Origin of the sequence: Stenotrophomonas cyclobalanopsidis (assembly GCF_008710035.1) — a bacterium.
GTDB lineage: Bacteria > Pseudomonadota > Gammaproteobacteria > Xanthomonadales > Xanthomonadaceae > Stenotrophomonas > Stenotrophomonas cyclobalanopsidis.
On sequence record NZ_VYKI01000035.1, the window covers coordinates 1 to 17,964 of the forward strand.

17 protein-coding genes are annotated in these 17,964 nt (G+C 68.9%); 10 read left to right on the top strand and 7 right to left on the bottom strand.

Going from position 1 to position 17,964, the window contains the following annotated elements:
• The first annotated feature begins 314 nt into the window (after positions 1 to 314).
• From FJU31_RS17550 to FJU31_RS17585, 8 genes are all read left to right on the top strand, one after another.
• A complete protein-coding gene (locus tag FJU31_RS17550) occupies positions 315 to 626 on the top strand; it encodes a DUF3817 domain-containing protein (protein WP_150455908.1) in 312 nt (103 codons plus the stop codon).
• Positions 627 to 747: 121 nt separating this feature from the next.
• Entirely contained in the window at positions 748 to 1,944 is a 1,197-nt protein-coding gene (locus tag FJU31_RS17555; RefSeq protein WP_150455880.1) for an MFS transporter, read from the top strand.
• Positions 1,941 to 3,134: an isochorismate synthase gene (locus tag FJU31_RS17560; RefSeq protein ID WP_150455881.1), complete on the top strand. Its 1,194-nt coding sequence runs from the start codon at positions 1,941 to 1,943 to the stop codon at positions 3,132 to 3,134. Before FJU31_RS17555 ends, FJU31_RS17560 begins: the two co-directional genes overlap by 4 nt.
• On the top strand, positions 3,131 to 4,780 hold the full coding sequence (locus FJU31_RS17565) for a (2,3-dihydroxybenzoyl)adenylate synthase (protein ID WP_150455882.1): 1,650 nt from the start codon (positions 3,131 to 3,133) through the stop codon (positions 4,778 to 4,780). Before FJU31_RS17560 ends, FJU31_RS17565 begins: the two co-directional genes overlap by 4 nt.
• Positions 4,780 to 5,412: an isochorismatase family protein gene (locus FJU31_RS17570; protein WP_150455883.1), complete on the top strand. Its 633-nt coding sequence runs from the start codon at positions 4,780 to 4,782 to the stop codon at positions 5,410 to 5,412. The genes FJU31_RS17565 and FJU31_RS17570 overlap by 1 nt, the downstream gene beginning before the upstream one ends.
• The gene (locus tag FJU31_RS17575; protein WP_150455884.1) at positions 5,412 to 5,669 is read left to right on the top strand and encodes a phosphopantetheine-binding protein; all 258 of its coding nucleotides are present in this window, start codon (positions 5,412 to 5,414) and stop codon (positions 5,667 to 5,669) included. The genes FJU31_RS17570 and FJU31_RS17575 overlap by 1 nt, the downstream gene beginning before the upstream one ends.
• Positions 5,666 to 9,553: a non-ribosomal peptide synthetase gene (locus FJU31_RS17580; RefSeq protein ID WP_150455885.1), complete on the top strand. Its 3,888-nt coding sequence runs from the start codon at positions 5,666 to 5,668 to the stop codon at positions 9,551 to 9,553. The genes FJU31_RS17575 and FJU31_RS17580 overlap by 4 nt, the downstream gene beginning before the upstream one ends.
• Positions 9,544 to 10,302, top strand: coding sequence for a 2,3-dihydro-2,3-dihydroxybenzoate dehydrogenase (locus FJU31_RS17585; protein ID WP_150455886.1), 759 nt, complete (start codon positions 9,544 to 9,546; stop codon positions 10,300 to 10,302). The genes FJU31_RS17580 and FJU31_RS17585 overlap by 10 nt, the downstream gene beginning before the upstream one ends.
• Before the next feature lie 147 nt (positions 10,303 to 10,449).
• Here FJU31_RS17585 and FJU31_RS17590 read toward each other — a convergent pair whose 3' ends face one another.
• From FJU31_RS17590 to FJU31_RS17610, 5 genes are all read right to left on the bottom strand, one after another.
• Positions 10,450 to 10,617: a hypothetical protein gene (locus FJU31_RS17590; RefSeq protein WP_246161432.1), complete on the bottom strand. Its 168-nt coding sequence runs from the start codon at positions 10,615 to 10,617 to the stop codon at positions 10,450 to 10,452.
• Between the two features lie 111 nt (positions 10,618 to 10,728).
• The gene (locus FJU31_RS17595; protein ID WP_150455887.1) at positions 10,729 to 11,109 is read right to left on the bottom strand and encodes a DUF2894 domain-containing protein; all 381 of its coding nucleotides are present in this window, start codon (positions 11,107 to 11,109) and stop codon (positions 10,729 to 10,731) included.
• Positions 11,099 to 11,737 carry an OmpA family protein gene (locus FJU31_RS17600; RefSeq protein WP_150455888.1) on the bottom strand — a complete coding sequence of 213 codons (639 nt, stop codon included), beginning with the start codon at positions 11,735 to 11,737 and terminating at the stop codon, positions 11,099 to 11,101. The genes FJU31_RS17595 and FJU31_RS17600 overlap by 11 nt, the downstream gene beginning before the upstream one ends.
• Entirely contained in the window at positions 11,734 to 13,965 is a 2,232-nt protein-coding gene (locus FJU31_RS17605; protein ID WP_150455889.1) for a DUF802 domain-containing protein, read from the bottom strand. The genes FJU31_RS17600 and FJU31_RS17605 overlap by 4 nt, the downstream gene beginning before the upstream one ends.
• Positions 13,966 to 13,975: 10 nt before the next feature.
• Positions 13,976 to 14,629, bottom strand: coding sequence for a DUF3348 family protein (locus FJU31_RS17610; RefSeq protein WP_150455890.1), 654 nt, complete (start codon positions 14,627 to 14,629; stop codon positions 13,976 to 13,978).
• A gap of 170 nt (positions 14,630 to 14,799) precedes the next feature.
• On the opposite strand from FJU31_RS17610, the gene FJU31_RS17615 reads away from it, so the two are divergent.
• Together FJU31_RS17615 and FJU31_RS17620 are read left to right on the top strand one after the other, a co-directional pair.
• Positions 14,800 to 15,717 (top strand): M14 family metallopeptidase, encoded by a 918-nt coding sequence (locus FJU31_RS17615; protein WP_150455891.1) that lies wholly within the window; start codon positions 14,800 to 14,802, stop codon positions 15,715 to 15,717.
• 127 nt (positions 15,718 to 15,844) lie between these two features.
• Complete coding sequence (locus FJU31_RS17620; RefSeq protein ID WP_150455892.1) at positions 15,845 to 16,489, top strand: hypothetical protein; 645 nt, start codon at positions 15,845 to 15,847, stop codon at positions 16,487 to 16,489.
• A 163-nt stretch (positions 16,490 to 16,652) separates the two neighbouring features.
• Here the strand turns inward: FJU31_RS17620 and FJU31_RS17625 are convergent, their stop codons facing one another.
• Together FJU31_RS17625 and FJU31_RS17630 are read right to left on the bottom strand one after the other, a co-directional pair.
• Positions 16,653 to 17,258 (bottom strand): DUF6630 family protein, encoded by a 606-nt coding sequence (locus FJU31_RS17625; RefSeq protein ID WP_150455893.1) that lies wholly within the window; start codon positions 17,256 to 17,258, stop codon positions 16,653 to 16,655.
• Between the two features lie 43 nt (positions 17,259 to 17,301).
• Positions 17,302 to 17,883 (bottom strand): nuclear transport factor 2 family protein, encoded by a 582-nt coding sequence (locus FJU31_RS17630; RefSeq protein ID WP_246161433.1) that lies wholly within the window; start codon positions 17,881 to 17,883, stop codon positions 17,302 to 17,304.
• Between the last annotated feature and the right edge of the window lie 81 nt (positions 17,884 to 17,964).

Below are 17,964 nucleotides of genomic sequence, written 5' to 3' on the forward strand. Positions count from 1 at the left end.
GCGAAAAGCCGTCGAGCAAGCTCGACGCTACGAGAATCAAGAGCGAAAAGCCGTCGAGCAAGCTCGACGCTACGAGAATCAAGAGCGAAAAGCCGTCGAGCAAGCTCGACGCTACGAGAATCAAGAGCGAAAAGCCGTCGAGCAAGCTCGACGCTACGAGAAGCAAAGGCGAAAAGCCGTCGAGCAAGCTCGACGCTTCGAGAAGCAAAGGCGAAAAGCCGTCGAGCACGGCTCGACTCTACAGGGCGCGTGCATCTGCGTATCATTCGCGTTTGATTTTGTTGCCGGAGCCGCGCGTGACCCGACCTAACCCCATGCATCCGACCGGACGGCTGTTCGCCGTGGTCGCCCTCATCGAAGCGCTGACCTGGGCTGGCCTGCTGATCGGCATGTGGCTGAAGTACGGCCCTTACGCAAACGTTGCCTTGGTTAAAGCGTTCGGCCCGCTGCATGGCGTGGCCTTCATGGTCTATGTCGCGGTTACCCTGTTCGCCGCCATCCGCCTGCGTTGGCCGTGGTGGGCCAGTGCGCTGGCGCTGCTGGCGGCCATCCCGCCGCTGGTGACCCTACCGCTGGAGTGGTGGTTCCGCCGTCGCGGCCTGCTGGAGCTGCGCAGCCCCCGCTGAGACGCTGCGTTGCCCAGGAGTTCAAGCGAATGGGTATCAAATGCAAATACGAGACGTTATCATTTAAGGATGCCATCAACCCTGCCGGGGTCGGCACCTTCTTCGAAACGGCTGGTGTTCCATGCATGCACGTCCCGTCGTCGCCGGTCTGCCGGCCCTGGTCCTTGCCGCCCTGATCGGCACCATGGCGATGATGTCGTTCGTGGCGGTGATCGGGCCGGTGGTGCGCCTGCTCGGCCTGTCCGAATGGCACGCCGGCCTCTCCGTCACCGCCGCCGGCGTGCTGTGGATGCTGGCCGCGCGCCCCTGGGGCCGGCTGAGTGACCGTATCGGCCGCAAGCGCGTGCTGCTGCTGGCCATGGCCGCCTACACCGTCATCTACGTTGGCCTGGCGGTGTTCATCGATGTTGCCCTGCAGGTGGTGCCGCCGGTGCTGGTGTCGGTGCTGGTGCTGGTGGGTGCACGCGGCTTGATCGGCCTGTTCTATGCGGCCGTCCCACCCACCGCCGCCGCCCTCATCGCCGACCAGGCCCCCACCGGCCAGCGTGCGCAGTTCATGGCGAGGCTGGGCAGCGCCAATGCGCTGGGCATGGTGCTGGGCCCGGCCGCGGCCGGCTGGCTGGCGTATCGCAATCTTCCGATGGCGCTGTACGTGGCCGCACTGCTGCCGCTGGTGTCGCTGGCATTGATCGCCTGGCGCCTGCCGGCCACGCCGCCGGTAGCCGCTGCACAGGCGCGTGCCCGGGCAGTGATGTCGCGGTTGGATGCCCGCCTGCGCCTGCCGCAGCTGGCGGCCTTCCTCGGCATGGTCTCGGTGACCATCGCCCAGGTCACCGTGGGCTTCTTCGCCATTGATCGCTTCGCACTTGATGCCGCGGCCGGCGCGCGCATGGCCGGCATCGCCCTCACAGCGGTAGGCGTCGGCCTGATCCTGGCGCAGATGCTGGTGATGAAGCTGGAGGTGCATCCGCGCCGCTGGATCATGATCGGTGCGCTGATCGCCGGGCTCGGCTTCGCTTCGGTCGCCGCCGTGCAGCAGCCGTGGCAGTTGCCGGCGGCGTATGCGTTTGCGGCGTTCGGCATGGGCTTTGTCTTCCCCTCGTTCCAGGCGTTGGCCGCCGATGCGGTGCAGCCCCACGAACAGGGCGCGGCTGCCGGTACCGTTGCCGCCGCGCAGGGGCTGGGCATGGTCGCCGGCCCGATGCTGGGCACGGTGTTGTACCGCGCGGGCGCAAGCCTGCCGTATCTGCTGGTGGGCGTGCTGCTGTTGCTGCTGTGCGGCCTGGCCATGGTCCATCCCGCAAAGGAGACCGCATGAACGATTCGCTGATGCAGGGCGCGTGGCCGGAGGCAGCGCCGCCGCCTGCCCACCACGCCGACGAAGCCGCGCTGTTCCTGCTGCAGCACGCTGACCAGCAGCTGCACGCGCGCGGTTGCCGCGCCAGCCTGCCGACCGGCGCGCTGGCCAGCCTGGCCGAGCGGGTGGATGCCTTCTTCGCGCAGCAGCGCGGTGGCCCGGGTCTGCTGGTAGGCGCCGTGCCGTTTGAGCCGCGTGCGGACGATGCGCTGTACCAGCCCGAGCGCTTGCTGCCTGGCCTGCGACCGCAGCATGTCGCCGCGCCGGCCCTGCGCGGCGCGCTGCAGCCGCAGCCTACGGCGCAGCACTATGCGGCGGCCGTGGCCACTGCCGTGCAGGCGATGCGTGTGCCCGATGCCAGCCTGCACAAGGTGGTGCTGGCGCGCAGCCTGTTGGCCCACACCGATCTTCCCGTGGCGCCGGACAGGCTGCTGGCACGCCTCGGCGCCGATCCCTCGGTGGCGACCTACGCCGTGCCGCTCCCGGTCGAGCCGGGCCAGGCGCCAGCATGGCTGGTCGGCGCAACGCCGGAACTGCTGCTGCGCAAGCGCGGCGCGCAGGTACTGTCGCATCCGTTGGCTGGCTCCGCCCGTCGCAGCAGTGATCCTGCTGAGGACCAGCGCGTCGCACAGGCGCTGCTGGCCTCGCGCAAGGACCATGACGAACACCGCCACGTGGTCGAGGCCATCGTCGATGGCCTGGCGCCGTGGTGCAGCCGCGTCGAAGCGCAGGCTCAGCCGGTGCTGCACGCCACGGCCAGCATGTGGCACCTCGGCACGCGCATCCATGCCACCCTGAAGGAACCCTCGACGCCGGCCGCCACGCTGCTGGCCGAACTGCACCCGACGCCTGCGGTCTGCGGGACGCCACGCCAAGCTGCACTGCAGCGCATCCGCGAGCTGGAACCGGTGCCGCGCGGCTTCTATGCCGGTGCGGTCGGCTGGCTGGACGCGCAGGGCGACGGCGACTGGTACGTGGCGATCCGCTGCGCACGCCTGCAGGGCACGCAGCTGCGGCTGTTCGCCGGTGCCGGCATCGTTGCCGACTCGCAGCCGGAGGCCGAAGCGGCCGAGACCGGCGCGAAATTCACTGCCTTGTTGAACGCTCTGGGTGTGCATGACCCGGCGCCCCTGATCGAGCCCATGCCATGAACAACGCTGTCTCCCCGCGTCTGCCGCTGCAGCAGGTCTGGCCCGAGGATCGGGTCGCACGCTACCGCGCCGCCGGCCACTGGCGCAGCGAGACCTTCCCGGCCTTCCTGCGTGAGCGGGCAGAGCAGTACGCCGACGAGATCGCGGTGGTGGCCGGTGACGTGCGCCTGAGCTATGCGCAGCTGTGGCACGAGGCCGGCCGCATCGGCGCTGGCCTGCTGGGCCAGGGCCTGCAGCCGGGTGACCGCGTGCTGGTGCAGCTGGGCAATACCGCCGGCTTCATCACCACGGTGTGCGGGCTGTTCCGGGCCGGCCTGGTGCCGGTATACGTGCTGCCGGCGCATCGCCTCACCGAACTGGTGCACTTCGCGCGCAAGGCCGAAGCCAGTGCCTACATCACCACCGGTGTGCATGAGAACTTCGACCACCGCGGACTGGCGCGTGCGTTGCAGGCCGAAGCGCCCGCCATCGCGCATGTGGTCATCGATGGTGAGGCGGACGGGTTCATTGCATTGGATACGCTGCGGGGCGACCGCAGCGCATTGCCGCCTGATCCGGATCCGCAGTCGGTGGCCTTCCTGCAGATTTCCGGTGGCAGCACCGGGCTGTCCAAGCTGATCCCGCGCACCCACGACGACTACATCTATTCGTTCCGTGCCAGCAACCCGATCTGCGGCATCAACCGCGACAGCGTCTACCTGGTCGCGCTGCCGGCGGCGCACAACTTCCCGATGAGTTCGCCGGGCTTCTTCGGCGCGCTGTATGCCGGCGCGCGCGTGGTGCTCAGCCCGGGCCCAGGCCCGGACGCCGCATTCCCGCTGATCGCCCGCGAACGGGTGACCTGCTGCGGCCTGGTGCCGCCGCTGGCCCTGCTGTGGGCGCAGGCGGCGGCGACCAGCAAGCACGACCTGTCCAGCCTGCAGGTGCTGCAGGTTGGCGGTGCGAAGCTGGTGCCGGAAGCCGCGCGGCGGGTGATCGACGGCCTGCGCTGCACCCTGCAGCAGGTGTTCGGCATGGCCGAGGGCCTGGTGAACTACACGCGGCTGGATGACCCTGAAGAATTGATCGTGGCCTGCCAGGGCCGGCCGATCAGCCCGGATGACGAGGTGCGCGTGGTCGATGACCGTGACCAGCCCGTGGCCGAAGGCGAGGTGGGGCATCTGCTGACCCGCGGCCCGTACACCATCGGCGCTTACCACAACGATGCGGTGGCCAACGCGCGCGCCTTCACCGACGACGGCTTCTATCGCACCGGTGACCGCGTGCAGCAGCTGCCGGGCGGCTACCTGGTGGTGCAGGGCCGGGCGGGTGATCACATCAACCGCGCCGGCGAGAAGATCTCCGCCGAGGAGATCGAGGACCACCTGCTGGCCCATCCCGCCGTGTTCGACGCGGCGGTGGTGTCCATTCCCGATGACTACCTGGGCGAGCGCAGCTGCGCCTTCGTCATCCAGCAGGGCGAGCCGATCAAGGGTCCCGCGCTGAAGGCCTGGATGCGCGGCCGCGGCCTTGCCGCATTCAAGGTGCCCGACCAGGTGGTGTTCGTGGACAGTTTCGATACCACGGCGGTCGGCAAGATCAGCCGCCGTGAACTGCGCGCACAGCTGCGTGCGCGTCATCTGCAACAGACAGGAGGAACGCGCTGATGGCGCTGCCCCGCATTACCGCATACCCCTTGCCGACTGCCGCCGAACTGCCGGCCCCGCGCGGCCCGTGGCGCCCGCAGCGTGATCGCATCGCGTTGCTGGTGCATGACATGCAGCGCTATTTCCTGGCGGCGTTCGACGCCGGTGCCGAGCCGCTGCAGCCGGCGGTGGCCAACATCGCGCGCCTGCTGGCGCATTGCCGGGCACACGATATCCCAGTGTTCTACACCGCCCAGCATGGCGACCAGGACCGGCGTGACCGCGGCCTGCAGGCTGACCTGTGGGGCCCGGGCATGCGCCGCGGCGAAGAGCACGAACCGATCATCGATGCACTTGCGCCGCAGGCGGGTGAGCACGTGCTGGTCAAGCATCGTTACAGCGCCTTCCAGCGCAGCAACCTGGAAACCCTGATGCGCGTGCGCGGCCGGGACCAGCTGCTGGTGACCGGCGTCTATGCGCATATCGGCTGCACGGCTACGGTGGCCGAAGCCTTCCAGCGCGACATCGAAGCCTTCATCGCCGCTGATGCGGTGGCCGACTTCTCGCGCGCCGACCATGACCAGGCCCTGCACTGGATCGCACGCACCAGTGGCGTGCCGATGACCACCGATCAGCTGCTGGAGGCGCTGTGATGACCACGACGAACGACCTGCTGGACCTTGAACGCATGCGGGCCGACGTGGCGCGCGTGCTCGACTGTGCGCCGGCCGACATCGGCGACGACGACAACCTGATCGACCTGGACCTGGATTCGATGCGCATGCTCGGCCTGGTCCTGGCCTGGAGCAACACTGGCCTGCCGCTGGAGTTCTCGCAGTTGGCCGAGCACAGCACGCTGCGCCAGTGGTGGGCGGTGGTGCAGACGCTGCAGGCGGCGCAGCGGGCATGACCGCCGCAGGGCTGGCCACGCCGGTGGCGCTGACCGAGGCGCAGTCGGGCCTGTGGTTCGCCCAGCGCCTTGCGCCGGACAATCCCGCGTTCAATACGGCCCACGCCGTGTGGATCGAGGGTGCGCTGGACGTCGACGCGTTCGTGGCCGCAGCCGACCAGGCGGCGGCCGAGGCACAGGCGTTTGCGCTGCGTTTTTCCGAGGGAGAGGACGGCCAGCCGCTGCAGTGGCACGACGCTGCCCATGTGCCACTGTTGTCACTGCACGATGTCTCTTCCGAGGCTGACCCCGCTGCGGTGGTGCGTGCCGCGATGCGGGCCGAGCGCCTGGCGCCGGTGGATCCCAGCCGCGACCGGATCAGCCAGCAGGTGCTGTTCGATCTCGGCGGGCAGCGCTGGGTCTGGTACCTGCGCGTGCACCACCTGGCCGCCGATGGCTATGGCATGGCGGTGTTCAGTGATCGCGTGTGTGCGCTGTATGCGGGACGCGATGGCGAGCCATTGCCAGCGCTGGCCGGCGTGCTGGCCGATGATGCCGCCTATCGTGCAGATTCCCGTCGCGGCCTGGCGGGCCAGTGGTGGCGCGAGCAGCTGCAGGGTGCGCCCGCGGGTGCGGGGCTGGCCGGGACGGTAGCGGCCAGCGATGACGCGCTGCGTTTCGTGCAGCCGCTCGATGCATCCTTCCGCGATCTGCTGCTGCAGACTGCGGTGCGTTGGCTGCAGCCGTGGCCGGACGTGCTGGCCGCGCTGTCGGCCGAGTACCTGCGGCGGATGAGCGCGGCCAACGAAGTCGTGCTGGGCGTGCCCTACATGGGGCGCCTGGGCAATGCCTCGGCGCGGGTGCCGGCCATGGTGATGAACGTGCTGCCGCTGCGAGTCGCAGCGGCTGAGGGCAGCGTCGAAGACGTTGTGCGCGGCATCGGTCGGCAATTGAGCCAGGGCCGCAAGCACGGGCGCTACCGTGGCGAACAGCTGCGTCGTGACCTCGGCCTTGTCGGTGCGCAGCAGCGCCTGCACGGCCCGCTTGTGAATGTGCAGCCGTTCTACAGGCCGCTGGCGCTGCCCGGCGTTGCGGCCACGCTGGAGGTGCTGTGCACCGGCCCGGTGGATGACCTGACCCTGGGCTTCCGTGGCGACGGCCAGACCCTGCTGGACCTGGAGATCGAGGCCAATCCCGCGTTGTACAGCCGCGCCGGCGTGCAGGCCCATGCCACGCGGTTGCTGCATTTCGTGGCGGCCGCGCTGCAGGCGGCCGATATGGCCGACGTGCCGCTGGCCACACCCGAGGAGGCGCAGCGCACGGTGCACGGTTTCAACGCCACCGCCCATGCGCTGCCCGACACCACCCTGGTGGAGCTGCTGCAGCAGGGCATGGATCGTGATCCGCAGGCAACGGCGCTGGTGTTCGGTGACACCGGACTGGACCACGGGGCATTGGAAGCGCGCAGTTTCGCGCTGGCGGCCCAGCTGCGCGCGCTGGGCGTCGGCCCGGGCAGCGTGGTCGCGGTGGCGTTGCCGCGCTCGCTGGAGCTGGTGATCGCGCTGGTGGCAGTGCTGCGTGCCGGCGCCGCCTACCTGCCGCTGGATCTTGCCCACCCCGATGAACGGCTGGCGCGCATCCTCGCCTCGGCACGACCGACCTGCGTGCTGGCCGAGGCCGAGGTACAGGCGCGGCTGGGCGAGGTGCCGGTGCTGGCGCCCATGCAGTGGACCGCACTGAGTTTCGCCGCGCCGTGGGCCCCGCCATTGCCGGACGATGCGGCCTATGTCATCTACACCTCCGGCTCGACCGGTGAACCCAAGGGCGTGGTCATCGAACACCGCGCCATCGTCAACCGCCTGCTGTGGATGCGCGAGCACTACAGGTTCACCGCCGATGACCGCGTGCTGCAGAAGACCCCGGCCACGTTCGACGTGTCGGTCTGGGAGTTCTTCCTGCCGCTGCTGTGTGGCGCGACCCTGGTGCTGGCCGGACCGGAGGCGCATCGCGACCCGACCGAGCTGGCGCGGCTGATCCGCAGCCACGAGATCACGACCGCGCATTTCGTGCCGTCCATGCTCGACGCCTTCCTCGCCGCGCCGGCATCGCAGGGCCTGCAGCTGCGGCGGGTGTTCACCAGTGGCGAGGCGCTGGACGCCACGCTGCGTGACCGCTTCCATGGCAGGCTGCAGGCGGAACTGCACAACCTGTACGGACCGACCGAGGCCGCGGTCGATGTGAGCTGGTGGCCGGCGTCGGCCGAGGATCGCTCACGACCGGTACCGATCGGTTTCCCGGTGTGGAATACCCGCCTGTATGTGCTGGATGCGCGCATGCAGCCGCTGCCGGTCGGCGTGCCGGGTGACCTGTACCTGGGCGGCGTGCAGCTCGCGCGTGGCTACCTGGGTCGCGATGAACTGACCGCCGAGCGCTTCCTGGCCGATCCCTTCCTGCCCGGGGAGCGCATCTACCGCACCGGCGACGTCGCACGCTGGCGTGCCGATGGCGCGGTGGACTACCTGGGCCGCAGCGACCACCAGGTCAAGCTGCGTGGGCTGCGCATCGAGCTGGGCGAGATCGAGGCCGCGCTGCGCGAACTGCCGGGCATGGACCGGGTGCAAGTGCTGCTGCGCCACGACGCGCCGGGCGATGCGCGGCTGGTGGCGTACGTGCCTTCGTCGTGCGCGGATGTTGCGATGCTGCGCAGCCATCTCGCTACGCGCGTTCCGGATTACATGCTGCCCTCGGCCTTCGTCGGCGTGGACCACTGGCCGGTAACGGCCAACGGCAAGCTGGACCGCACGGCGTTACCGAAGCCGCCGCAGCAGGACGTCGTCGGGCTTTCGCCGCGTACGCCTCTGGAACGGGAGCTGGCAGAGCTGTTCTCACGTGCGCTGGGCCGGGAGTTGCCGGTGGCCGTGGACGCGGACTTCTTCAGCCTGGGAGGCGATTCACTGTCGGCCGTGCACCTGCTGCTGGCCATCGAACAGCGCTGGCGCTGTGATCTTGGTCTGGGCGCACTGTTTGCGCAGCCGACCGTCGCCGCGCTGGCCGCACGCATCGCCGAGCCACCGGCGCTGGCCGACCACGCGCTGGGGCCGGTGATTGCGTTGGCCACGGCGGAAAGTGCCGCGCCGCCGCTGTTCGTGGTGCATCCGGCCGGTGGCATTGCCTGGAACTACCGCACGCTGGCACGCGCGCTGCAGCCGGCGCGCACCGTATACGGCCTGCAGTCGCCGGCGCTGGACCCGCAGCAGGCGATGCCGTCCAGCATCGAGGTAATGGCCAACGACTACGTGCGCCGCATCGCCGAGCTGCAACCGCAGGGACCGGTGCATCTGCTGGGCTGGTCGGTGGGCGGCATCCTGGCCCAGGCCATGGCGGTGCGCCTGCACGAGATCGGCCGCGAAGTGGGTGAGCTGGTGCTTTTGGATGCCTATCCCAGTGAATGCTGGCGGGCCGAGCCGGAACCCGATGCCATCGCGGCGCTGCGCGCGCTGCTGGCCATCGCCGGCCATGATCCTGATGCCCACCCGGAACTGGACAGCCGCGAGCGCATCCTCGCCTTCCTGCGGCGTGGTGGAAGTGCGCTGGGCAGCCTGCCGGACGTGGTGCTGGACGGGGTGGTGCGTGCCGTCACTGGGACCAATCGCTTGATCCGCGAGCACCACCATCGCCCGTATGACGGCACGCTGGTACATGTTCGTGCGGGCCGTGACCACCAGGCACGACCGCAGCTGCAGTCGGCGCTGTGGATGGCGCATGCGCGCAAGGTGCAGGCGCTGGAACTGCCGTTCCTGCACGCCGAACTGACCGGCCGCGATGCGGTGGCACAGCTGGCGCCGTGGCTGTCGACACGGCTGCGGCAGTGGGATGAACAACAGGAGATCGCGGAATGCAGTTGACCGGGTTTGAAGGGCGCGTGGCGCTGGTGACCGGCGCGGCCGGTGGCATCGGTGCAGCGCTGGTGCGGCTGCTGGCCGATGCGGGATGCACGGTAGTGGCGACGGATCGTGAGTGTCCTGGGGTGGACGATGCACGCGTGCAGGCGATTGCGCTGGACGTGACCGACAGCGCGGCGGTGGACGCCCTCGTGGAGGATGTCGAGGCGACGGTTGGCCCGATTGCGCTGGCCGCCAGCGTGGCCGGCGTGCTGCACGTGGGTGAGGTGGCCAGCACCAGCGATGAGGACTGGCGACGCGTGTTCGCCGTCAATGCCGATGGCGTGTTCCATGTCGGCCGCGCGCTGGCGCGGGTGATGTCACCGCGGCGCCAGGGAGCGATCGTCACCGTCAGTTCCAATGCGGCCGGCGTGCCGCGGCATGGAATGGCCGCCTACGCAGCATCGAAAGCCGCAGCCACCATGTTCACCCGCTGCCTCGGGCTGGAGCTGGCGCCATTGGGCATCCGCTGCAACATCGTCGCCCCCGGTTCCACCCTGACCCCGATGCAGACCGGCATGTGGGACGACCCGCACGGTGCCGAGCGGGTGATTGCAGGCAACCTGGACACCTACAAGGCCGGCATCCCGCTGCGCAAGCTGGCCACCCCGGAGGACATCGCCCAATCGGTGATGTTCCTGCTCTCCGACCAGGCCGGCCACGTAACGATGAGCGACATCTACGTAGACGGCGGTGCCACCCTCCGCGGCTGACCTGCTGTGGATCGGATGCCTCGAACGCTCGCGATGTTGTAGAGCCGAGCCTACGTTCGGCTGCCTTTTCGTGCCGCCGTCGCAGCCGAGCATGGGCTCGGCTCTACAACGGATGTCCGGTAGCGCCGGGCCATGCCCGGCGATGTCTTACGGGAGGGTGAGGCGGTGCACCAGAACGCAGTTGTCGTTGTCGTACGGGCTGTCGCAGGTTCCGCCCTGCATGCGGCAGTGGCGGGCGATGAAATCGTTGTCGTTGCCGATCAGCAGCCGGGCGTCCTTCGGGTGCTGCGGGTCCAGCGCGGGCAGGGTGTCCATCGCTTGTCTGGTGACATTGTCATCTGACGTTTAGTGATGAACTGCAGAGCCGAGCCCATGCTCGGCTGCATTTGGATGAAGCCGAGCGTGGGCTCGGCTCTACAGGGGGGCTCAGCCCGCGCTGCGCGGCTTGCGCGTGCGCTTGGGCTTGGCGGTGTCCGCGGCGCTGGCTGCGCCATCCTGCAACGCCTGCAACCAGGACAGCGTATCGATGTAATCGATGAAGTGCCGCAGGTAGCCGGGGCTGGTGGCCTGCATCGTGTCCAGCATGCGCTGCACCAGCACGGCGGAATTCAACGGGCCGCCATCGGCCGGAGCCTCGGCACGCAGTGACCGGCGCACCTGCACTTCACTGCGCAGCGCGCTCCACTCGCGGCGCACCTGGTCCAGCATCGGCAGCTGCGGGTAATGCGCCAGGCTGCGCGATCCGGCATCCAGATCGCGCACCAATGCGCGCAGGCCTTCACGCGGCGACTGCGGCTTACGTGCCATCAGCGGCCTTCGGCTTGGGAATCGGTGCGATCTCCACGCGGCGGTTGCGCGCGCGGCCGGCTTCATCGGCATTGGAACTGACCGGCTGCTCGCTACCGAACGCGGCGGCAAACACCGCATCGGCCGGAACGCCATCGGCAATCAGCGTGCGGGTCACCGTCAGCGAACGCTGCGCGGACAGCTCCCAGTTGTCGGCGAAGCGGCGGTTGCCATCGCGGATCGGCGCGTCATCGGTGAAGCCGCTGACCATCAGGATCTCTTCGCGCGATCCCAGGTACGCCGCCAGCGGCGCGGCCAGGCTGCGCAGCAGATCCTGGCCTTCCGGCTGCAGCTGGTCCGAGTTGAGCGCGAACAGCACGCTGCCGCTGATGCCGATGCGGCCATCAACCAGGGTCACCCGGCCGGCAGCCAGGGGGCCGGCCAGCGCCTGTTCCAGCGTCTGCAGTCGCTTGGCTTCGGCCTGGCGCTGCTTCACTTCCTGGTCCAGCCGCTGCGACAGTTCCAGCTGCACCGCCACCACGCCGACCAGGATCAGGACGAAGGCGCCCAGCAGCACCGACATCAGGTCGCCGAATGCGGCCCAGATCGGGGCGTGCGAGCCGCCGTCGACCTCCAGTTCGTCACTCATGCGCTGCCGGCCTTGCCACGGCGCGTGGCCAGCTGCTGCAGTTCTTCCATCACCTGCTTCTGCGACAGCAGGCTGAGGTCGACCACCTCGCGCGCCTGCGCCACGTAGTAGGCCAGCTGCTCATCGCTTCGGGCCAGCGAAGCGTCCAGTGCGCCGCCGATCTGTTCCAGGCGCCCGGACAGTTCGATGGAGGCCGCGCCGAACTGCTCGACCGCGGCGCCAAAGGTGCCAGCCAGCTGGCTGACCTCAGTTGCGCTGCCGCTGAGGTGCTCGGCGATGCCGTCGAGCTTGCCGGTCTCGGCAGCGATGTGGTCGGTGAAGCGGCTGCCGACGCGTTCCAGCAGCTCGGCCGAGCCGCCCACCAGTGCGTCCACGGCGCTGCGCTGTTCGTGCGAGGCGTGGTTGATTGCTTCCAGCAGGGTCTGCACGGTGGCCAGCAGGTGGCCGCGTTCCTCCAGCATCTTGTTGTCGCGCACCAGGCTCTCGGAGAGGGTGCTGCGCAGTTCGTTGATGACCTCGGCCGCAGCCTTGGGGGCGTCGGCGGCGGTCTGCAGCAGGGTGGAGACTTCGGCCAGAGTGGCGCTGGCCTGCACGCGGCCGTTCTCGCCGATCTGCTGCGCGGTGTTGGCCAGGGTTTCGCAGACCCGCTGCTGGCGTTCGGCCAGGCCCTGCGCGATGGCGTCGAGTGCCGTGCTCCACTGCTGCAGGCGCTGTTCGTCGCCGGCCTGCAACTGGGTCTGCAGGGCGACGTGTGCCTGCTGCAGTTCGGCAGCCACCGCATCCCAGCGCGCCTGGCGCTGCTGCTCGCGTGCATCCAGGCCCGCCTGCAGTTCGGCATGTGCGATGGCGGCAGCGGCCTGTGCGGCCTGCCAGTCCTGCGAACGCTGCGCCTCGTGATCCTGCAGCAGCAACTGGCCCGCGGCATGGCGCTCGTCCAGTGCCTGCAGCAGGACCTGTGCCTGGGTGTCCAGCTGCGCGCCGACCGCCTGCAGTGCCTGCTGCTGGCGCTCGACCAGCGCGGCGTTCACGGCCTGCTGCTGTTCGGCGGCGGCACGCCACGCTTCGGTGTTGCCAGCGGCGTCGGCCTGCAGACGCTCGCCGATGCGTGCGAGCACCGTCTCGGCCTGCGCGCCCTGTCCCTCACTGAAGGCCTGCAGGTGCTGGCGCAGATCGGCCACCAGTGCCTGCTGTGCCTGGGTCTGCTCGGTGATGATCCTGGCCCAGCTCGCTTCGGTGGCCACGCGGCTGCGCTCGAAGCCTTCGCTGAGGCCGGCCAGCTGCTGCTGCACGGCGCTTTCGACGCGCGCATGCAACGCTTGGCCGTGGTTGGCCAACCCTGCCAGCGTGGTTTCCGCCATGGGCTGCAGCGCGCCGGCAATGGCGGCGGCACTGGCCTCGGCGCCTTCGCGCAGCGACTGCTGCAGCGAGACCGCCAGCCGTTCCTGCAATGCCTGGCTGTGGGTGAGGAACTCGGACTGGCCGGTCAGCAGGCGCTCGTTGGCGGCCGTGCTGTGCTGTTCAAAGGCACTGGTCATCGCCTGCAGGCGGTCCACCAATGCGGGCAGGGCGGCCGACTGGGCCTGCAGCAGGCGCAGCGACTCGGCGCGCTGCCAGGCCTGCGAATACGGGTGCAGTTCGCCGGCGATGGCGCGGTCCAGCTGCTGCACCACCTGCAGGCGGTCGCGGCGCAGCAGCGCGGACAACAGGCCGAGCATCGCCGAGCTGGCGACACCGGCAATCGAGGTGCCGAAGGCCACGGCCAGGCCCTGCACCGGCGAGGCCAGCGAGCCGCGGATGGCGGCCATGTCGGTGGCGCTCTGCAGCGCAAGGCCGGTGCCGCGCAGCGTATCCATCATGCCCAGCAGGGTGCCGAGCATGCCCAGCAGCACCAGCAGGCCGACCAGGTACGGGGTCAGCACCGGGCCGGGCAGGGCGATGCGCTCGCCTTCCACGCGCAGGCGCACGGCATTGCGCAGGGCCACCGGCACGCGCTCCAGCCACGGCGCCAGGGCGTCCTTCGCCGTGCCCAGGTCGTTCAGTGCGGTACGCAGCCCGTGGCTGGCCTGGCGATAGCGGTACAGCTCCACGCCGCCGGCGATGTAGCAGGCCGCGATGATTGCCGCCACCGCTGCGCCCAGCGGGTGCACCGCGACGTAGCCGATGCCGATCCAGCACACGGCCAGCAGGCCGACAAGGAAAACAACGACATGGAATGCAGTTCTGGACATGGTGTTCCGGTCAGTGGGAGCGCAGGGCTGCAAGCAGCCCATGGATCGGGTGGAAGCGCAGTTCAAGCTCGGCCAGCAGCAGATTGCGCATGTCATTGCGGAAGGACGCGCGCCATCCGGGCTGGCCGTGCACGCGTTCGAAACGGGCGGCCAGCACCGTCGGCGCGGTGGCCAGCAGGCTGTGCTCGCGCGGGGTCAGGGTCTGTTCCATCACCGCATCGACCTCGGCCAGCCGCGCCAGGTCCGGCGAGGCCTGCACCAGCTGGTCGCGCAGGCGGCCACGCAGGCGGCCGGTAACGGTCTGGATGGCCTGCTGCAGCACGCGGTAGCGCTGGCGCAGCGAGGCGAAGTTGGCCTGCGCGGCGGCCTCGGCCAGGTCCAGCAGGCGCTCGGCCTCGGCATCCTCGCGGATCGAGGCCAGCAGGCTGGACTCGGCCTGGGCGCAGTCGGCCAGCAGGTCCTCCACCGCTTCGGCGGCCTCGCCCGGTTCCGGCAGGCGGCCGTCCAGCGCCCCGGACAGGGCCACGGCACGGCTCCAGTCCACCCACTGGCCGAGGCGATCGGTCAGGGCGGGACTGCTGGCCGGCATCGCACCGTCGCTGAGACGGGCAAGCAGGCGGAGGAACTCCGGTCCACCCAGGACCGGCTGCGCGGCGTTCGCCATCAAGTAGCCAAGGGCCAAAAACCGTTGATTTTACAACCAGATGACCGCCTCTGGATGAAGGGGGCGGGCGGCCCGTGGCGGGCAAGGCAGGGGAGGGTGTCGGCCGGGGCGGGCAGACGGCTTAGAATGGTCGGCTGCACTACCGCAACTGGACCTTCTGGAGCTCCTGAATGACCCTCGCGCCGTTCTATCCCATCGGTACCCCCGGCCAGCCCTGGGGCGATGCTGAACGCGCACAGTGGCGGGCCGCCCAGCAGCGCCAGCGCAGCTACCACGATGATGTGGTGGCCGCTCTGGAGCGCCTGGACGACGGTTTCGATGTGATCCAGTACGGCCAGCTCGACTATGCACCGGACCACTACCCGCTGTTTGCCGTGGTCAACCACGACTGGAACCCGGCGCTGCCGACCGCCCTGGTCACTGGCGGCGTCCATGGCTACGAGACCAGCGGCGTGCATGGCGCCCTGCAGTTCCTCGAAGCTCAGGCCGGGCGCTACCTGGGCCGGATGAACCTGATCGTGGCGCCATGCGTCAGCCCTTGGGGCTACGAGCGCATCCAGCGCTGGAACCCGGATGCGATCGACCCGAACCGCAGCTTCCGTGACGGCGGCCTGATCGAGGAAGCCGCCTCGCTGATGCGCTGGGTGGCCGAACGCAAGGCCGACATCCGCGTGCACCTGGACCTGCACGAGACCACCGACAGCGACCTGCACGAGTTCGACCCGGCGCGCTGCGCCCGCGACGGCAAGCCATTCCAGCGTGACACCATCCCCGATGGGTTCTACGTGATCGGCAACAGCGAAGACCCGCAGCACGGCTTCCAGAAGGCGCTGATCGAGGCCGTTGCGCCGATCACCCACATCGCCCCGGCCGACGCCGAGGGCAATCTGGTGGGCCTGCCGCTGCAGTCGCCGGGCGTGGTCTGGGGCGAGTCGCGTTCGATCGGTGCATGCGCCGGTTTCACCGACGCGCGCTATGCCACCACCACCGAGGTCTACCCGGACAGCCCGCGCACCAACCCGCAGGAATGCAACGACGCCCAGGTGGCGGCGGTATGCGCGGGCCTGGATTACGCGCTGACGCAGTGAGCTAGCGCCGCGGGCATCCACCCCATGCGTGGATGCCCGCGCGACTCCTGCACGCCGACCACTTCACAACCCACAAGCGCCGCAACCGCGACCATGGGCCACCCCACGCCCATGAGTTGCACCGAGGATGCTGCAGAACCTGCTCCATTTCGCACCGCTGCTGACCGCGGTGATGACCTGCGTGACCGCGCTGATCTGGGTGGTGTACCTCAACTTCTTCCTGCGCAGCTACCGCCGCCAGCAGCGTCCTTCGATCCTCATCACCTCCGGTGCAGGCCGCAACTTGGACGCGCACTGTTTCGTGACCAACCTCGGCCTCGAGCCGGTGTACCTGCTGGACGTGGTGATCGACCTCATCGAGCCCGACGGCAAGGTCGTGCGCGCGGTCATCCCCGAGCGTACCGAGCACTGGAGCAAGGGCACTCCCAGCGAAGACGAGGACATCCGCCGTGCCACCAATGTCGGCCCGCTCAGCAGCGGCGGCGAGCGCGACCTGGGCAGGTTCCGCACGCTGATTGATCGCGCCGGCACCGAGAACCCGGACATCAAGACCGGCAACGCCTTCACCAGCCTGGAGATCACCGTGGTGATCGTCACCGCAAGCCAGGCCGAGCTCTGCGGTGCGTCGCGCTGCTATCGCATTGCATACGGTGACGATGGCGCGCCGAAGCTGAAGGCCAGGACCATCAAGGCCGCGCAGCTGCAGGGGTATTTCGCGCGCCGGAACCTGACTCGGTTGTTGACCACTCAGCTGGAAAGCTCGCGCCGGTAAGGTCCAGCTATGCCCGACGGCTCCGCTGTTGTAGAGCCGAGCCGTGCTCGGCTGCTTTGATCTTGTAGAGTCGAGCCATGCTCGACTGGTTCGCGCAGACCGCAGCCGAGCATGGCTCGGCTCTACAGAAGCTTCGCCGTAGCCAGCCCCGTCGAAGCGGCTTTCAGTCGGCCGGTCCGTAGTACGGGTCGGCGTCCTGCAGAGCGAATACGCCGAATCCTGCCTTGTCGGCCAGCTGCCGGGCCAGGTCGGCATGTTCCAGCAGCACCGGGAACGCAAGCACGTCGTCGCCGTCGGTCATCACATGCCAGACGCGGTAGCCGCGTGGCGCCAGCCAATCTTCCAGCGCCTGGAATGCGGCCCGTGGGCTGGCGTGCTCGCGCGCGGGGCGCCATTGCCAGCGGTCAGGCAGATCCAGGGTCTCGAAGATGCGGTTGGCCTGCCATTCCACCTCCGCGTCGCCTTTCCAATCCACGTAAATGGAAAGCAGGTCATCCACTTCCAGATTGGTTCCGTTGGCGAATGCCATCGCCGCGTCGCTGTGGGGTTCGATGGTCTGCACGGCCCGTGTGGCCATTGCCGCCCCACGCTCGCTGCCAAGCCGTGCAGCCAGCAGCGCGACCAGGTCGGCAAGCGCTGCCTTGTGGGCGCTGCCGAGTCCGGATGCGGCGATGACGTCCTCATCGTCGGCGCCACCTTCGGTGCCATAGCGCGGCGTCGGTGCGTCGTCGCGCAGGAGTGCCATCAGGCGGGAGAACATACCTTTCATCGCTGTGCTCCTGGTGGGTTCGTTGGCATGGGCAATGCGCGCCTCACTCTGCGGCCGGGCTGCGCTCGTCACGCACCGAATAGATCACCGAGAAGATCTTCCAGCCCTGTTCGGTGCGGATCAGCTGCCACATCTCCTTGCCCCAGTTCTGCCTTACGCCATCGGACAGAAACGTGTAATCGAAGGTCAGCGAGGCGGCGTCGCCATCGGTTTCGATCCTGGGGTTGGAGAAAACCTCTTCCTTCGGCGTGGACGAGGCCACCGCGTTGTCGATGAGCGAGATGAAATTGTTCGAGGGAATCTGCCGCGCCTTGATCGCGTCGGGCTTGGTCCTGCGGATGTCCTGCAGGCGCACGTCCTCGGAAACGAACTGCCAGCCGATGTCCTCGGGCTTGTCCGAGAAGAACAGGCTCATGTAGGTGGGCTTGTCCTTGTTGACCAGCGCGGTGCGGAAGGTTTCCAGCACCTGTTCGATGGCCTTGACGTCCTCCGCGTGCGCGGTTGCCTGCGCACCGGCATGTCCGCCGGCCAGCAGGCCTGCATACAGCAGCAGGGTGGCCGTCCGTGGGAAGCGTGCGGCGGGGAAGCGCCCGCGCATCAGCGGGCAGGTGCTGCGGTCATCCATGGCATCTAATCCTCATGTGCCTCGTGGCACCGGCGCCAATCTAGCATGCGGCGCTTCGGATCAGCCGAGCGAAACGCAGCC

What these genes read in the sequence shown, in the direction of transcription:
- FJU31_RS17550 (WP_150455908.1), top strand. Translation starts at nt 315, where the DNA reads ATGCATCCGACCGGACGGCTGTTCGCCGTGGTCGCCCTCATCGAAGCG.
- FJU31_RS17555 (WP_150455880.1), top strand. Translation starts at nt 748, where the DNA reads ATGCATGCACGTCCCGTCGTCGCCGGTCTGCCGGCCCTGGTCCTTGCC.
- FJU31_RS17560 (WP_150455881.1), top strand. Translation starts at nt 1,941, where the DNA reads ATGAACGATTCGCTGATGCAGGGCGCGTGGCCGGAGGCAGCGCCGCCG.
- FJU31_RS17565 (WP_150455882.1), top strand. Translation starts at nt 3,131, where the DNA reads ATGAACAACGCTGTCTCCCCGCGTCTGCCGCTGCAGCAGGTCTGGCCC.
- FJU31_RS17570 (WP_150455883.1), top strand. Translation starts at nt 4,780, where the DNA reads ATGGCGCTGCCCCGCATTACCGCATACCCCTTGCCGACTGCCGCCGAA.
- FJU31_RS17575 (WP_150455884.1), top strand. Translation starts at nt 5,412, where the DNA reads ATGACCACGACGAACGACCTGCTGGACCTTGAACGCATGCGGGCCGAC.
- FJU31_RS17580 (WP_150455885.1), top strand. Translation starts at nt 5,666, where the DNA reads ATGACCGCCGCAGGGCTGGCCACGCCGGTGGCGCTGACCGAGGCGCAG.
- FJU31_RS17585 (WP_150455886.1), top strand. Translation starts at nt 9,544, where the DNA reads ATGCAGTTGACCGGGTTTGAAGGGCGCGTGGCGCTGGTGACCGGCGCG.
- FJU31_RS17590 (WP_246161432.1), bottom strand. Translation starts at nt 10,617, where the DNA reads ATGGACACCCTGCCCGCGCTGGACCCGCAGCACCCGAAGGACGCCCGG.
- FJU31_RS17595 (WP_150455887.1), bottom strand. Translation starts at nt 11,109, where the DNA reads ATGGCACGTAAGCCGCAGTCGCCGCGTGAAGGCCTGCGCGCATTGGTG.
- FJU31_RS17600 (WP_150455888.1), bottom strand. Translation starts at nt 11,737, where the DNA reads ATGAGTGACGAACTGGAGGTCGACGGCGGCTCGCACGCCCCGATCTGG.
- FJU31_RS17605 (WP_150455889.1), bottom strand. Translation starts at nt 13,965, where the DNA reads ATGTCCAGAACTGCATTCCATGTCGTTGTTTTCCTTGTCGGCCTGCTG.
- FJU31_RS17610 (WP_150455890.1), bottom strand. Translation starts at nt 14,629, where the DNA reads ATGGCGAACGCCGCGCAGCCGGTCCTGGGTGGACCGGAGTTCCTCCGC.
- FJU31_RS17615 (WP_150455891.1), top strand. Translation starts at nt 14,800, where the DNA reads ATGACCCTCGCGCCGTTCTATCCCATCGGTACCCCCGGCCAGCCCTGG.
- FJU31_RS17620 (WP_150455892.1), top strand. Translation starts at nt 15,845, where the DNA reads ATGCTGCAGAACCTGCTCCATTTCGCACCGCTGCTGACCGCGGTGATG.
- FJU31_RS17625 (WP_150455893.1), bottom strand. Translation starts at nt 17,258, where the DNA reads ATGAAAGGTATGTTCTCCCGCCTGATGGCACTCCTGCGCGACGACGCA.
- FJU31_RS17630 (WP_246161433.1), bottom strand. Translation starts at nt 17,883, where the DNA reads ATGGATGACCGCAGCACCTGCCCGCTGATGCGCGGGCGCTTCCCCGCC.